The sequence below is a fragment of the Ochrobactrum sp. C6C9 genome, assembly GCF_022627935.1.
Taxonomy (GTDB): Bacteria; Pseudomonadota; Alphaproteobacteria; order Rhizobiales; family Rhizobiaceae; genus Brucella; species Brucella teleogrylli.
In genome coordinates this window covers 158,817-174,808 of the sequence record NZ_JABXGB010000008.1, presented here as the reverse complement: position 1 = coordinate 174,808, position 15,992 = coordinate 158,817, and the positions used below count along the sequence as shown (strand labels likewise).

Here is a 15,992-nt window from a genome sequence, read left to right as displayed (position 1 = left end):
TGGCGGGGTTTTTGTTTGGTTGCGGTCCGAACTACGCGACGGCGTCGAGGCCCTTCTGGCGCAGCATTTCGAGCTGTTCCATTTCCGCCTGCGTCAGCGAAATGCCCTTGGAGAGCGATTCACGGCGGGCCGCGAAACGGCGTTGGGACGGCAGGCGCGCACCCTGACCGGCAATGGCTTCCAGCAGGATTTCGCCGTGCTGGATCGGATTGAGACGCCCACCGGCCATGCGTGTCGGGTCGAAAGCGAGGATCAGTTCACCGTGGCGTGGGGCAATTGTCGTGGTGCCGAGATAGGCGAGCGCTTCCGGGCTGCTGAAATCGCCGATCATGGAACCGGCCAGAAGCTCGATCATGGTCGAAATGGCCGAACCCTTGTGCTGGCCGAAGGGCAGCATGGCGCCTGCGAGGGCTGCTTCCGGATCGGTGGTCGGATTGCCTTCGGCGTCAACCGCCCAGCCTTCCGGCAATTGCTTGCCCGCGCGGCGGTAAAGTTCCAGTTCGCCGCGTGCCGCGACACTGGTTGCAAAATCGAACACATAGGGGTTTTCGCCAGTGCGCGGCCAGCCAAACGCAAATGGATTGGTGCCAAGAAGCGGCTTGCTGCCGCCCGCAGGCGCAACGGTCGCATAGCTTGGGCACATGGCCATGGCTGCGAGGCCTTCGTCGGCCAGCGCTTCCACTTCCGGCCAGAGGGCTGCGAAATGGGTGCAATCATTGATGACGAGGGCGGCCAGACCGAGCTTGCGCGCCCGTTCGATCAGCGCCGGTTTGCCGGTTTCGAATGCGAGATTGGCAAAGCCGCCATGAGCTTCGACGCGCACCACAGCGCTGTCATCCACGGTCAGCACGGGCACGGCATCGGTCGCCACCTTGCCGCTCTTCACGGTGCGCAGGCAGCCTTCGATGCGGTAAATGCCATGCGATTTGCAGCCGTCGCGTTCTGCGGCGACGATGGTGCGCGCGATTGCGGCTGCATGGTCATCGCTGAATGTGGCGTTGCGGAGTGTGTCCTTCACGAGTTCGAACAGTTCATCGACCGTAATCAGGATGGCGTCGCTCATCGTGATGTCCTTTCATGCAGCAAAACCGGGAAAAATCGTTCTCCTGTGCATAAGGGCTGCATACACAGAAGTCATCCGAAATTGTGGTCTTGCCTCTCATGAAAGAGAACGACATTATGCAGGCAAGGCATCATCTGTCCCCTGACGGATGATGCCGAGCCCGATCATTTCAGATCATTTGCGACCCAGTTCAAGATAAGTAATGCCGAACACGACAAGTGGCATGGCGGCAATCATTCCAAACGCGATCCAATGGAGCCACTGCATAGTGTGGTCCTCCGTTGTTGTGGTGTTGGAGAAAGTGGGCGGTGTTGGCCTCCGCCTCACATCAACCAGAGTGTGACTGCCGCAGCGATCACGAATGCGGCGGCAAAACTGGTTTCCAGTCGGTAGTACCAGAGCATGACAGCCTCCGTTATGGTTAACGAATGCTTAATAAACGCGGCTCTGGCGATTTGGTTCAATCGGCCCTGTAACATAATTGAGAGCGGCTTCGTGATGCGAAGCCGCTCTGCCGTGCTTTTACCAGTTGACGCGCAGGCCGACATTGCCCTTCAGCGTGTAGCTGTCGCCGAAATTATTCAGGCTTGTGTTGACCAGTCCTTCGCCGAACACGGAATAGCGCCGATTGTCGAAATCATAGCTGCCGCCGACGCCGAGACCGCCCCACAGACGATCCTGACGGCTTGCCAGACTGACGCCTGCGAGATCGGCACGGGTGCCGTCGCGGAATTCGTAATAAAGGTTGGCGATGCCGTAGAGGCTGGCGCGGTCGGTTGTGCCCCTGGTGTTCTGCCAGGAAGATGCGTAATCGAGATTGAGGCCAAGACGGCCTTGCAGGCTCTCGCCACGATCAAACCGCGCGGCGCTGCCGAAACCGTCGATGAAGTTGTCGGCGTCCACCGAGGAATAGACCAGCTGGCCTTGTGGCGTGACCGACCAATCGTTGTCGATGGCGAGTTTCTGCCCGCTTTCCAGCGACAGCGCATAGCCGAAAGCATGGCTTCCGGTGGCGAGCGCCGATGCGCCTTCTGCCGATGTGGTCAGGTCGCTGTCATACCATGTCGCCTGCGCCAGCCCGTCTGCATAAAAGCCGTTCTCGCCATACCAGGTCAGGGTTCCACCGAGGCCATAACCATCCGTGAAAATATCGCCGGACACGAATTCGCTGGACGATGTTCTGGTTTTGCCATGCATATATTGGCCGAAGATGCCGCCAACGAGGCGACCCTGCTCATTTTCCAGAAACGCGCCGTCAATACCCGCCTGCATCTTCAAGATGTTCTGACGGATTTGGGTTCCGGTGGTGCTGTAGTCGGCTTCAAGACGATTATGCGCGCCTTCAATGCGGCCCCAGACGCCATTGCCCATGGAGGTTGCGGTTTCCTTGTCGGAAGACGTGGTTTGCCCCACCCACACGCGGTTGCCCGTGCGCTGGCGCAGCGAAGAGACGCCGTTCATCCCAAGCAGATGCTGCGAATAGGCCTCATAGACCGGCGCACCGGCTTGCAGCTTGCCTTCCGGTTGTGGTTCCGGCTTCTCTGGAACTGGGTTTTCGGTGTTGGGGTTTTCCGGATTTGGGTCTGGATCTGGCGTGGGGATCACTGGCGTCTTCTTGGAAATCAGATACCAGTCATTGGTGTTCTGACCTTCAGCATTGCCTTTATAAAGGCCGTACTCATACGCGCCGATCACCACAGCGGGGCTGCCGCCTGCACGATATTGCGCGTCCAGTATGAAATCACCGTCAGAACTGCCGTTGACCTTGATGACTTCGATGCCCAGCGTCGTGCTGTCGCCCGTTCCACCGCGATTATTGACATGGAGGAAGCTGGTGCCCGACGTATTGCCATCAATCACGATCGTGTTCGTGTTCGACGTGTCGTCGCCAAGAACGGCATTGATCGTCAGCATGCCGTTATTGCCGACATAATCGCCGGTAATGTGGAGATTGTTGCTGGTCGATGTGCCGAAATTGACATTACCCGCATTGGCGAGCGTCACCAGTGTCTGATCCATGTCGTTGAGATCGAGCGTCGCGCCGGACGAAACTGTAAAAGCCGATGACGTGCTGAAGGCGTTGGTCGCACCCGCTTTCAGGGTTCCGGCTTCGATATTGGTGTCGCCGCTATAGGTGTTATTGCCCGTCAGGGTGGTGGTGCCCGTTCCGCTCTGGAACACGGCACCGTTTCCAGAAATGTCCGCGCTGAAATCAAACGCATTGTTGCGGTTGAATGCCAGTTCGCCCTCATTGGAGATTTGCTGGCTGGCCAGACTGCCCGTCGCGCCGCCCGCACCGAGCTGAAGGCGCGCACTGGCTGCAATCGACGTTGCGCCGCTATAGCTGGTCGCGCCAGCCAGAGTGAGAACACCGCTGCTGATCGTGACGCCGCCCGTGCCGCTGATATCGCCGGCATATGTTGTGCTTGCGTTTGTGATCTCGAGTGTCTTGGTTCCAAGCCGAACCTCGCCCGTGCCAGTCAAGGTCTGGATCGATGTAGAAGCGGCGTTGATGGCCGTAACGTCAAACAATCCATCTACGTTGATGAGGCTGGATGTTTTCAAGCTTCCTGCGGCACGGAGCTCAATCGTGCCCGATTGAATATCCGTGATGCCGGTATAGCTGTGGGTTCCTGCGCCCGTCCATAGCAGACCGTCGCCCGTTTTGACTATGCCGCCCGTTCCGGAAATCGCCCCACTGATGACGACCGTATTATTGGCATGGGTTGCGTTGATAGTGAGTGTCTTGTCGGTCAAGCCAATAGCGCCGAAATATGCAAGTGTGACAGTGCTGCCATTCGGATTGTCGACAACGAACGCTACATCATTGACAAGTTGAAATCTTCTGGGGCCTTGACCACCCGACCCGCTGGCGGAGGAATGGAAGCCAATCCCGTCGACGCCGTAAATAACTAACGTACCGCCAGAGTTCGAGCCTCCAATACCGTTGCCATTTAGAGTGGAGCCGTCAAGAACGTCGATCCTGCCAACGGCATAGGTTTGTCCGGAGCTGATTGATATGCTTTGGGTGCCCGGGTTGATGATCACAGTGTCAGCGGCTGTTGGAACAGCATTGTTGCTCCAGTTGCCTGCTGTGCTCCAAAGGCCGCCAGCTGATGGGCCTATGTATTCGACGTCCGCTGCATTTGCGGTAAGAGGAAATGCAAGCAGCGCCGTGCTCGCAGAAAGGACGGCTGCCAGTTTGTGCAATGGGTAGGTCCGCATCAAATTATCCTGCATAGTTCAAGGGACAACCAACGTCGGTTGTCTTGGCCCGCCGACTTTCGTGGGGGCACGGTCGGCTGTGTCTGTTCAGATTGTTTGGGAGCTTGCGTCGTGCTGGGGCTTCAACGCTGATCCTGCGACGCAGGGTGCTATGGGGTGAAGTGCCTTGCGCAAGACTGCATGTTTAAATGTGTCATGGCCGCACAATCGTAAGTTGCGCTGAGGCGGATAAAGGCATAGCGGTTCTTTCGGTAGGTATAGAATCGCTTATTAGGATAAATTATATAAATTATATTTGAAACAGTAAAAGAAGTTTCCGAAAGTGTTTTCTTTAATTAAGTCGTCATCAAATTATATATTGCTAATATAATCGAATAGTAAATATTAACAACATTTTAACATCCTGATCCATTCACGCTGGGCTTTCGACGTGACCAAATTGCCGGGTCATTTGCTCACGTAAAGCGGAACCGAAAGCGTAAGAAACGCTGCGGTGCCCTCGACCCGGTTTTCGGTGTGAAACTCGCGCAGCAATTTCACCCGCGCCTGAACCGGTGTTTTATCGAATTCGAAATTGTAGCTCGCGGTTACACCGAGTGCCGCCACGCGCCCGCGATAGCCGCCGAGCACGGCTCCGCTGCCGCTGTCGTCGCTGATCTGCTGGTAATAATAGCCGATGGCACCGAGCGAGAACTGTTTCGAGAAATATTGCGAAACCGCGCCTTCCACATGGAATTCGGTTCCGGTGCGGTAATCGGTTTCGTGGTTTTTTCCGTTGAAGGTGAAACCGATCACGCCGGATATGTCGAGGCCGCGCGCCGGGTCGAACCAGGTTCCCGCAGCGGAAAGATCGCCACCCCAACGGTGGAAGGCAATATTGGCGAGCGAGTCCTTCTGGTAGTCCCCAATGGGAACATTGACCATACCATTGAGGCTCCAATGGAAGTCGCCGCTGTTCCAGCCGATTGTGGTGGTGACAACCGGATCACCGATCCTGGTAACGCTGTTGTCGATATCGCCCGAATAGGGTCCATAGACCAGATCAGCATCGACACTCTGATGGCCGAAGGGTGTGGTCAAGCCAAAGGCCAGCCGCCCTCCCAGAAGTTCATAGGGCGTGGACCATATGAAGGTTGGGAGGTCGACAACGGCCTTGGCATCGACACCGAAACCAACCACGCCGCCCAGCGGCAGCGGCGCGGACGCACCGGCACTTGCGCGATAGAAATAGGTGTCGTTCTGCAGATAGAGCCCGGGCGCGGGTAGGATCGCAGCCATCGGCCCCTTGGACCCCAGCAGGTAGAAGCCGAGACCGTTTTCTGCGGCCTGTGCGCCAAAGCAGAGGAGCGTCGCCGGAACGGACCAGAGGATAGGCTTTAGGGTTTGGACTAGTGGTTTCATGAGCCTGCTCTGATCCAGAGGTTCAGTGATGTTGGTTTTACAGTGGCAATCAGTGGGTGTTGTAACCTTCGATAGCGACAACCGGCTTCTGCCCGTTGATCTGTGCCTTTGAGACTGCCGCGGTGATTTCGCGCGTCTCGCGGGGATAGACCGTGACGTAATTGTCGTCATAGGTGATGGGCAGAATTTCACCGGAACTATCGTCTTGCCGAAGCTCCGCCCGGACAAAGAAAGCGATGTGGTCGGTCGGGTTGTTCAGCGAAATCTTGAAGCGGCGGAAGTCGTCTTGGGAGGCGATTTCTTCAAGTGTGGTTTTGAGTTCCACCTTCGGCATCGTGTTGAGCGGGGTGAAGTCAGCCCATTGCTTTTGTTTGAGTATCATGGCGTCCATCATGGAGTCTGGACTCATGTTTTCAGGAATGTCGTCCTTTGCCGATTGCCAATATGTGTTCTCCGCAAGCACTTCGTTCTTGGCATCGCGGAGTTGCAGGCGGACGAAATAAACCTTGCCCATGTCGCCATAACGCGGAAGCGTCATGGCGACTGTCGAGGTGGTAGGACTGGTGGTTTTGACGGTCACATTCTTCTCGTGCTTGAGCTTGCCGTTTATGTCGTAGAGCCGGGCGTTGACTGTTAGGTTTTTCAAGCCCCCCAGAGTCTGGTTGACGAGATAAATTTTGGCTTTGGAATGGTTGCCGGTCGCATAGCCGTCAAAAACAACGCTTAAAGGCTGCAGGGCTTTCTTGGCTCCGAAATAGCCGCCGCCCTGTTTCATATAGTAATCGAAGAGATGACCGAAGAAGGATGGCCAATGGCTGTTAAGCATCCAGAAAATCGTCATCTTGTGGGCGTCCCCACCCAGCGCGCCATAGGCTTCGTTCTGCGCGCGGACATTTTCATAGGTCGTGAGCTGAGCCTTGCGCGCAAGATCTTCAACGCTGTCTGCAGGCCCATATCGATTGGCAATGGCCGCCTTGGCGCTTTCAAGCGTGCTGTTGCCGGGTGCGGAACCGGCGCGCATATACCAGAAATCATTGATGGGCCAGAGCTTGTCCGCTGGCAGGAATTTTTTCAAGCTCTCCAGCGGCAGAATAGTCTCGTCATTGCCCGATTCAGCGATGGAGCCCATCGCGCCGATGATGTCGCCCTTGAACCAGAAGGCGGGCGCGCGCCATGAATAGGGCGCCGCCATATGGATACCGCTCCAGTCGCTGTTGCGGGCGGACACCGTATCGACCACCGCATTTTGCCAATGCATCTTTTTCAGAATGGCGTGGTATTCCTGAAGGACGGGAGCCGGGGGCAGTCCATCGCTGCCATTCGCCCAGATGAAGGCCGAGGCATGCGAGCGAAAATCCGCGATCATGTCCTGAACTGTGGCATAAGCGACGGCGTAGTCTTCCTTGTCCCAATGGCTCCACAGTTCCCACGATCCGCAACACATGAGGCCGCGCATGACCGGGATGCCTTCCTTGTCGGCCAGCTCCAGCATGTCATCATCGGCGAACTTGCCCTCCCAGCGCAGCATGTTGACGCCAAGGTCTTTCGCATAACGAATGATGTCGCGATCGCGCTGCGGATTGTTGTCGAACAACAGGTCGGGCGTATAGGCCGCGCCACGGATCAGATAATCACGGCCATTGACCTTGATATAGAAGCTGCCGGGGTTCTTGAACTTCGGAAACAGCTTGGAGTTGTCGATGTGCTGCGTGATCTTGCGTATCCCGAAATCCGTCGTTGCTGTATCGGAAACCTTGTCGCCGATGCTAAAGGTGAGTTTCAGATTGTAGAGGTTTGGCTTGCCCCAGATATAGGGCCACCAGACATCAGGCTTATTCACCGTCAGCGTCTTGACCTGTTCCGGGGTAAAGCTTTCTTCGCGAGTTTCGTTGGCTTTGAGCGTAACGGGCTTTTCAAGGTGAATGCTGGGCTTATCCTCCCGGGTGATCTCGCCGCGCAGCACCCCCGTAACGGGCTCTGAAGAGCGGTTGATCAGATTGGCATAGACATCGAGCTTCGCCGTCTTCAGATCTGGCACCGACAGGTCGGCTTTGACATAAGGATTGCGCAAGGCAACATCGCCGCCATAGGTGAGATAGACCTTGCGCCAGATACCTGCGCCCTTATCGGGGATAAAGGAGGTTTTTGTCGCGTAGTCGCCCAGATATTTCAAGTTGATCCAGTCCATCCATGTGTCGGTCAGATCGACACCTTCGCCTTTCCCCGGATTAAGGCTGTCACCCAATGTCAGGCTTGGGGTGCGCTGCTCCGGGGTGATTTTAACCGCCAGCAAATTATTTGCGCCGGGATGGACCAGCTTCGTGACGTCAAACTCGTACTTGCGGCTCATGCCGACAACGGTGTCGGGTCCTGCGATCTTTTGGCCGTTCAGCCAGATTTCACCACGATAGTTTAGCCCGTTGAAGATGAGCGTGTAACGGTCGTGCCCTTCTGGAACATCGAGCTTGGTCTGATACCACCATTGGTGTTTCCACAGGGTGTTGTCTACCTTGGTAAGATTGTCCCCATAGTAGATGTCTTTATAGACCCCTGCCTTGCTGAGCGCGTTCAAAACGGTGGAGGGCATCGTCTGGATAGCATAGCCTGCGTCGCCAAGCGGCGCATTCGGCACGTCGATCTGTGCTGCATTCGCGTCGTCGTCCCGGATGAGACGCCATCCATGCTGCAGCTCGATTTTGCCGCTGGTAGCTTCGGCGCACGCTTCGAAAGTCAAAGACGAAGCAAGGATTGCTACGGCAACCAGAAAATACCCCACGCGAGCCATTTGCCCTCCAATGTATAAAGGTCGGAACGCTAACGCTTGTGCCCGCAGATTGAATTCGTTGTTTGATTTTAGGCTGGCCGACAGCGTTATGCTGGATGAAAACGCAACACTATTCTTTCGAAGAAAGCCGGTAGTTTGATCCCGGCATTCGCTGTTCAACAACATTGTTGTGGGCGAGTGTCGGGACCGCTCTCAAAGGGAGGGCGCTTAAACAATGCTATTGGTTTTGCAGCATTTTCCGAAATATTCGAGGCTACGCTTCGGCCATCTCTTCTCTGTTGTGGGGTCAACCTTTATCAGGCCGAAGTTCTTTGCAAATCCTTCGTTCCATTCCCAATTGTCCGTGGAAGACCAGTAGACCAGCCCCTTCAGGTTGACGCCCTTCTGCATCGCCTTATAGGCTTCCTCAACATAGCCCTTGATAAAATGAATTCGCGTTGTGTCCTCGACGACGCCATTGACGACTGTATTGGGTTCGTCAACCGGGAAGCCAAATTCAGTAACGTAAATGTCGGGTGCGCCATAACCATTGTGGACCCGCAGCAGGGTTTCAGAAAACCCATCCGGTTCGTAGGGCAGATATTTGGTGAGCTCGAGATTATCTGGAGGCGTGTCCTGCACGAAGCCGAGTGGCGTGTGCGGCTCGGCCTTGACGTAAAAGCGTGAGTAATAATTCACGCCGAGAAAATCAGGTTTCGCGGCGATGATTTCCATGTCGCCGGGCTGGACGACTGGAGCGACCAGTGCGTGCACCTCTGCTGGATATTCCTGCCCGAACAGCGGATCGAGATAGGCCGTGTTCCAGTAAGCATCCATGGTTCGGACGATTTTTTCATCTTCCGGGTAGTTGGATTTGGATCGGACAGTCTGGAGATTGAGCGTGGTGCCGACCTTCGCGTCTTTCGGCAGATTCGCCCGGGCGGCCGCGATGATAAGGCCCTGCGCGACATTTTGATGATGGATCGCATCCCCCATTGCCCTCAAGGATATGTAACCTGGCGCGAAGCGTCCCGAACCATAGCCGAAGGTGGAAACGGTGCCAGGCTCGTTCATGGCAATCCAAAGCTTGATACGGTCGCCAAACCTGCGCGTTATAATTTCGGTATAGTCGGTTGCATATTGGATGATTTCACGATTGCGGAAATCACCGGCCCAAATGGGGTTTTCGAAATGCAGGATGGTGGCCATGGGATCAAGACCGAGCCGAAGCATCTCGTCGATCATACGGTCATATAAGTCCAACGCAGCGGCGCTTGGCGCACCCGGTCCTTCGGGCTGGATGCGTGACCAGTAGAAAGAAAAGCGAAAAGTGTTCAAACCGGCTTGAGACAACAGGGCAAACTCTTCGCCGTAACGCGTCTCGAATTGCGTGTTTTTCACGTTGGTTGAGCCGTCGCGAATTCGACCTGAAATATCGGCAAAAACGTCCCAGTTGCTGCGCCCGCGCCCGGCGCGGCTCTCTGCCTGCGCGGCGGCGGAAGCGACGCCCCACTTGAAACCGGCTGGAAAAGTCTTGTCTTCAGCGAAGGCAATTTCTGGCGCAAGGGCAGTTGCCGCCGAAGCTGCCGCCACCTTAAGAAACGAACGTCGTGAGAAGCTAAGCCGGCTTGTCAGTTCGTGGTCCATTCGCGAGATCCTGTGTTTGAAAGGATTGAGTGACCAGTTCTCAAGAGGCAAATATCTGCCGTCTCGGAAAGAACGAACTTTCCCGTTGTTGCGATAACTGGCCTTAGAAGAACTTGATCTTATGCATAACTATGGGGGCGGACCTGTTTCATAATGAAACAGAGTGTTTTATTCTCCTCGGAATGAGCTATATGTAAAAATCAAAGTCGAGCAATACGCTTTTATCCCATATTCAGTGCAATATTATCTCAAGCTAATAAATATCGATAGATATTAGATTTTATTTGGAAATATAAAAATGTCGGTCTATATTTAAAAAGAAATATAAAAAGATGGTCTGCTTGTGAGCGGGTCACTACTTAAATTGTGGCAGTTGTTTTGCATAAAAACCTTAAAGCCTGCTGGGTTGGCGAGGTTCAGGAAGAATACGGGTCGATCTCCAGATAGTCTCAGGAAATAATTTTTGCCCACAATATTCTGCGTGGCTAGACGAAAGGCTGGTAAATAGTGTCGGAATTTTTTCTCTCAACCGACATGGTGGATGAAAAATATCGCACTGCCTTCTGGCAGGAAGTATCGAAGCTTATATACGAAGTCTCTCCGGTGGACGAGGATGGTCATGCTGAACTGATCGGCACCATTCGCTCACGGATTTTTGACAGCATGGTGCTGGGCGACACAACATTCAACGAGCAGATTTGCCGGCGAACGCCGGAGATCATTGCGCGCTCGAATTTGGATATCTGCCTGCTGCAGCTTGTCCTGTCGGGGGAATATACCGGTGACTTCGATGGCACCTATGTTCAGGTGCAGCCGGGTGATATGTTTTTCGTGGACCTGACGAAAGTTCTGGACAGCCACAAGGAAGCCGGTGCGCGAGTGACCCTGGCGATCCCGCGGTTCGAGATCAATAAGTGGTTTCCTGCGAATGACCTGCATGGGTTGGTTCTGCCGCGGAATGTGAACATCAATCAGGTGTTGTTCGATTTCATCTTGAGTCTGGATGGCGCGCTGGATTTCATTCAGGAGAGTGAAATACCGGCGATCAAGGAGGCGCTTGTGCTGTTGCTGGTGGCGGCGGTGAATGGCGTTGCGCTCTCGCCGGCACAATCGAGCGCCATTGACCAGACGATGCGGCAAAGGGTGATCGACTATATCGATCTGAATATTCGCGACCGGCGTTTGAGCCCCAAGACGATCATGGCGCATTTCAAACTCTCCCACTCGCATCTGTACCGGCAGTTCGAGCAGGATGACGGCATCACCAAATTGATTCGGCAAAAGCGTCTGGATTTGGCCTATCGCTATCTGATCCATAGCAAAGGTAAGGCGGAAACGCTGAAAGAGGTCGCCTATAAATGCGGCTTTTCAGATCGCGCGCAGTTTACCCGGTTGTTCAAGGAACGGTACGATGTTTCACCGCAGGATTTACGCGAATTGAAGCGATTGCCGGGGCACGATCCGATGTCGGCTTCCAATCTGCACCAGCATATTGAGGATCACCTGACGCGCATACAGCCCGCCAAACCGTGAAGGATCAGACCACAGCCTTTTGGTGGGCACGATCTTGTTCCGCGATCAGCACGGTAATGATGCCAGCCACGAGAACGGCGTGGTCGCTGACCTGCGGCAATCCCATCAGTTCGCCGAACGTCCCACGCGCCAGCGGTCCGGCAATCAGCAATGTCTCGTCGGCGAAGCCCGACGTGGAGATTGCATGACTTTGCCAGTCGCAGAGAAGGCCAAGCCCCGTCGGGCAAAGCGCCAGATGGCCTGCTTCGGCAAGCGCCGCCAGCAAGGGTTGCGATCCGAGAATGCCGCCATGGCCGGGACCGGTGGTGACAACCACCTTGTCCACGTCGAGGATATCGAGTTGGCCTGTCCGGCGATCCTTGAGGCTGATGCGCAAAGTGTCGCCGGAGGATTCCGCGCTACGGACGGAGGCAGCGCGCACCGAAAGGGTGCCCTCGGCGATGGCGCGGTCCAGCGCATTTTCCACCTGAGGCGCGATGCGGAAACGATGCACGTCCCAGAATGGACGCACATGCCGCGCCATGCGTCTGCGCTCCGAAACAGGCAAAGCCCGCCAGATGTTCTGCCCCTGAAGGCGGACCGCATCAAGAACCGGATGCCAGCTCAACCCCTCTGCGACTGCGGCTTTGACGGTTTCACGGACCCGTTGCAGCAATTGTGAAGCGCTGAGCGAGGGCGGGTTGAGAAAATCGCCATAAGGCTCGTGGGTGACATGGGGATGCCCGCGCGAGCGGAGACCACGGCGCGAAATCGAAACAATCTGCCCCCTGTGGCCATGCGCTTTCAGCGTGGCGATGACGTCGGCGGCGGTCAGTCCGTTGCCGACCACCAGCACGCGGTCGTCCGGCTGGACATTATCCAACGCGCCGGGGCTGGTTGCGTCGGCAATCAGACCGGCATGGTCCCTGATCGGCGCGAGTACGCCGGGCAGCGAAGGGGCGGGATGGCTGACCGCCAGGACGGCGATATCGGCAATGACCGGCTCACCATCTTCGGTGTCGATGGTCCAGAGGCCACTGTTTTTCGTTGCCTTCACGGCGCGGGTGCGGCGGTGTTCCACACGTCCGGCTTCAATCAGCGGCGCCAGTCTCGATGAGGCATAAAGCCCGAAAACCGTGCGGGCGGGGAAGGGCGCACCGTCTATGCTGAACGCATCCGGGTCGCCTTCCAATATTCCGGTTTCCGCAAGCCAGTTGCTGAAATCTTGTGGTTCGTCGGGCAGGATGGACATCCGGTCGGCAGGCACGTTGATGCGGTGCACGGGTTCGAGCGTATCATAGGCCAGACCGCGCCCAAGCTTTTCGCGCGGTTCAATCACCACGATCCGCCAGTTGGCGTCATGCCCTTGTTGGGACAGCTGGCGCATCAGATGCAGCGCAACAGCCGCGCCTGTAAAACCGCCGCCGATAATGGCGACGGTGCTGCTTTGGGCGTTCATCGGCATTTCAAATCTCACGAGCCGGAAGCGACCTTTACATTACCCCCATGTCCGCCGCCGCCAAAGACCTGTTTTTTGCCGAAGGACGAGCGGATCTGGTTGCGCGGTCCTTCCAGCCCCAATTCGGGGAACAGCAGCTCGGAAACGCGATAGGCTTCTTCCAGGTGCGGATAGCCGGAGGCGATCACCGTATCGATGCCCAGTTCCTGATATTCGCGCAGGCGGGCGGCAACGGTCTTGGGCGAACCGACCAGCGCGGTCCCGGCGCCGGAGCGCACAAGGCCGATGCCCGCCCAGAGATTGGGCGAGACTTCCAGCTTGTCGCGGCGACCATTGTGCAAGGCGACCATACGAGCCTGACCGACAGAATCGGAATTCTTCAGGAAAACCTGCTGGGCGGCGGCGATGGTTTCGTCGTCGAGATGCGCAATGAGGCGGTCGGCGGCTTCCCACGCTTCCTCGTCGGTTTCGCGCACGATGAAGTGCAGGCGGATGCCGAACGAAATCTGGTCGTCGCGGCCCTTGGCTCTTGCGGCCTTGCGAACGGCGGCGATCTTTTCGCCGACTTGTGCCGGGGGTTCGCCCCAGGTCAGGTATTTATCGACGAGACCGACAGAAAAATCGATGCCTGCCTGCGACGAACCGCCGAAATAGATCGGCGGGCGGGCCTGCACGGGCGGCAGGCCAAGGGCAGCGTCATGGGCTTTGATGTATTTGCCGTCGAGATTGCCATGGCCCGTTTCGATCAGATCGTTGAACACCTGGAAGAATTCGTCGGCATGGTCGTAGCGTTCGTCATGCGGCAGGAAAATGCCATCGCCAGCCAGTTCCTGCTGACTGCCGCCAACGACGATATTGAGAAGCAGCCTGCCCTGAGACACGCGGTCGAGCGTCGAGGCAAGGCGGGCATAATAGGCGGGCGAAGCCACGCCGGGCCGGATTGCGACAAGGAATTTCAGCTTTTCCGTGTAAGCGGCAAGATTGGCGGCCAGAACGAAGGATTCCTCGCAAGCGACCCCTGTCGGGATCAGAACGCCGGAATAGCCGAGGCGGTCTGCCGCCTGCGCGATTTCCCGGAAATAGGCGGGATCGGAAGGGCGGCTCAGCGCTTCGGTTCCCAGATAGGTGCCGTCACCCGAAGACGGGATGAACCAGAGAAAATCGAGCGGCTTTCCATTGGCGGACATGAGAGACCTTTCTTCCTGTGTTCCGTATGCCCGCGCATTGCCCGATTGATGCCATCGGGCGCTTGCAGCAGCGGAGCGTGTTCGGGGAATATTGTACCTGAGCAGATCGCCCGCTTAAGGAATGCGATGCTAAAAACTGCGCCCTGCGTGAAGTTTATCGGTGCGCTTGACCGCTTTATTGCGAAACTTGATTGCTGTTGTCTCCGGTGGGCTGGGATAAACAGCAAAGCGTCAACTCTGTGGGTGTTGCGCCAGCAATCGGAGAAACGTGTTCCAGTTTCTGCTTCTGAGCGCTATTTCTATACAGTCAAAAGAAGGAGCCAGAATGCGCCGCGACAAGAAGAAGGCGACGATATACGACCTTTCCGTTCTGTCGGGCAGCTCGCCTTCCACGGTCAGCGCAGTGCTGAATGGCACGTGGCGCAAGCGCAGGATCAGTCAGGCGACTGCGGAATCCATTCTGGGTCTGGCAGAACAGCACCAATATACTGCCAACCGTCAGGCGCAGGGGCTGCGCCATTCCCGCTCCGGCCTTGTCGGGTTGCTTTTGCCTTTGCATGACAACCGCTTTTTCTCGTCCATGGCGCAGACATTCGAAGCGCATGTGCGCGCACGTGGTCTTTGCCCGGTCGTGGTCAGTGCGGGGCGCGATCCGGCTGAGGAACGCGAAACGGCGGAAACGCTGATTTCCTATTCCATCGATGAGTTGTTCATCTGCGGTGCGACAGACCCGGACAGCCTGCATGAACTCTGCGAACAGGCAGCACTCCCGCATGTGAATATCGATCTGCCGGGAGCGAAGGCTCCATCGGTGACTACCGATAATTTCGCCGGTGGCCGCATGTTGACGGAAGCAATCATCGCGCATTTTGCCGATCGTGAACCGTTGCAGCCGATGGAGCTTTGTCTGTTTGGTGGTCGCAATGACGAATCCACGCGCCAGCGTATTCGCGGCTTTCATGACGCCAAGCAGGCGGTTCTCGGGTCTGATCCGGAAGATTGCGTCTTCCGCACCGGCTATTCGCCGTCAAATACTGTGCGGGCGCTGGATGAATATCGCGAGCGTCACGGTCGGTTGCCGCGCGGTCTGTTCGTCAATTCGTCGATCAATCTTGAGGGCCTGCTGCGCTATATGGTCGAGCACCCGCACGAGCAGCTCGATGATCTTGTGGTCGGCTGTTACGACTATGACCCCTTTGCCTCTTTCCTGTCGTTTCCGGTGATTTCAATCCAGCAGGATGTGGAAGGCATGATCGCCAAAGCCTTCGAACTGATGGAAAAGCACGTCACGGCGCCGGAACTACACCTCGTTATGCCCAGATTAATCGCGCCGCGTTCAGCGATCCCGCTGCCGGTGGATAGTCTTAAAGATATCAAATAATTGAGCGATCTCGGCTCTGCACTAACCGGAGCGATGTCCGGGGACTTTGTTCCCGATTTGTCGAAGTCTTACAGACGCCAGCAACCCATCCCTCGCTGAATCGTGTTGACAGATTTCAGGGGCTGGCGCATTATCACTTTGCACAATCGATTGTGCAAATTGTTGTGCAGAGTTACAGCATCTCCAACCGGGAAGAGGCCCGGGACGAGATGCCGCCGCCTGATGGGAGATGGCGGCGCTGGCAGGTGGAGGCAATACGAAGCGCGTTTCTGAAAATGGCTGGTTGGCGTGTGTTCCGATCTGTTTGAATCGGATCGGCGCTCTAGTTGGTCATGCGAGGATACTTCGTCCGA

Annotated in this window: 9 protein-coding genes; 2 read left to right on the top strand and 7 right to left on the bottom strand. The window is 56.3% G+C overall.

The genetic code is table 11. The features are described 5' to 3' along the window. Positions 1 to 31 precede the first annotated feature (31 nt). The 5 genes from HWD97_RS08880 to HWD97_RS08860 all read right to left on the bottom strand — a co-directional run bounded on the left by HWD97_RS08880 (position 32) and on the right by HWD97_RS08860 (position 10,100). Positions 32 to 1,063, bottom strand: coding sequence for an Ldh family oxidoreductase (locus HWD97_RS08880; RefSeq protein ID WP_109367847.1), 1,032 nt, complete (start codon positions 1,061 to 1,063; stop codon positions 32 to 34). Positions 1,064 to 1,585: 522 nt separating this feature from the next. Further along, on the bottom strand, positions 1,586 to 4,288 hold the full coding sequence (locus HWD97_RS08875; protein WP_371834947.1) for an autotransporter outer membrane beta-barrel domain-containing protein: 2,703 nt from the start codon (positions 4,286 to 4,288) through the stop codon (positions 1,586 to 1,588). A 447-nt stretch (positions 4,289 to 4,735) separates the two neighbouring features. After that, the gene (locus HWD97_RS08870) at positions 4,736 to 5,689 is read right to left on the bottom strand and encodes a transporter (protein ID WP_109367844.1); all 954 of its coding nucleotides are present in this window, start codon (positions 5,687 to 5,689) and stop codon (positions 4,736 to 4,738) included. Positions 5,690 to 5,738: 49 nt separating this feature from the next. Further along, positions 5,739 to 8,474 (bottom strand): sugar-binding domain-containing protein, encoded by a 2,736-nt coding sequence (locus HWD97_RS08865; RefSeq protein WP_371834946.1) that lies wholly within the window; start codon positions 8,472 to 8,474, stop codon positions 5,739 to 5,741. A gap of 207 nt (positions 8,475 to 8,681) precedes the next feature. Beyond that, positions 8,682 to 10,100, bottom strand: a complete 1,419-nt coding sequence (locus HWD97_RS08860) for a glycoside hydrolase family 1 protein (RefSeq protein WP_109367842.1) — start codon at positions 10,098 to 10,100, stop codon at positions 8,682 to 8,684. Positions 10,101 to 10,607: 507 nt separating this feature from the next. On the opposite strand from HWD97_RS08860, the gene HWD97_RS08855 reads away from it, so the two are divergent. Then, positions 10,608 to 11,633, top strand: a complete 1,026-nt coding sequence (locus tag HWD97_RS08855; protein ID WP_124915913.1) for a helix-turn-helix domain-containing protein — start codon at positions 10,608 to 10,610, stop codon at positions 11,631 to 11,633. Between the two features lie 4 nt (positions 11,634 to 11,637). On the opposite strand, the gene HWD97_RS08850 is transcribed toward HWD97_RS08855, so the two are convergent. Beyond that, complete coding sequence (locus HWD97_RS08850) at positions 11,638 to 13,077, bottom strand: FAD/NAD(P)-binding protein (RefSeq protein WP_371834945.1); 1,440 nt, start codon at positions 13,075 to 13,077, stop codon at positions 11,638 to 11,640. A gap of 8 nt (positions 13,078 to 13,085) precedes the next feature. After that, complete coding sequence (gene ssuD, locus HWD97_RS08845; protein ID WP_109367840.1) at positions 13,086 to 14,258, bottom strand: FMNH2-dependent alkanesulfonate monooxygenase; 1,173 nt, start codon at positions 14,256 to 14,258, stop codon at positions 13,086 to 13,088. 325 nt (positions 14,259 to 14,583) lie between these two features. Here ssuD and HWD97_RS08840 point away from each other — a divergent pair, with 325 nt between their 5' ends. Continuing rightward, on the top strand, positions 14,584 to 15,639 hold the full coding sequence (locus HWD97_RS08840) for a LacI family DNA-binding transcriptional regulator (protein ID WP_109367839.1): 1,056 nt from the start codon (positions 14,584 to 14,586) through the stop codon (positions 15,637 to 15,639). Positions 15,640 to 15,992: the final 353 nt, after the last annotated feature.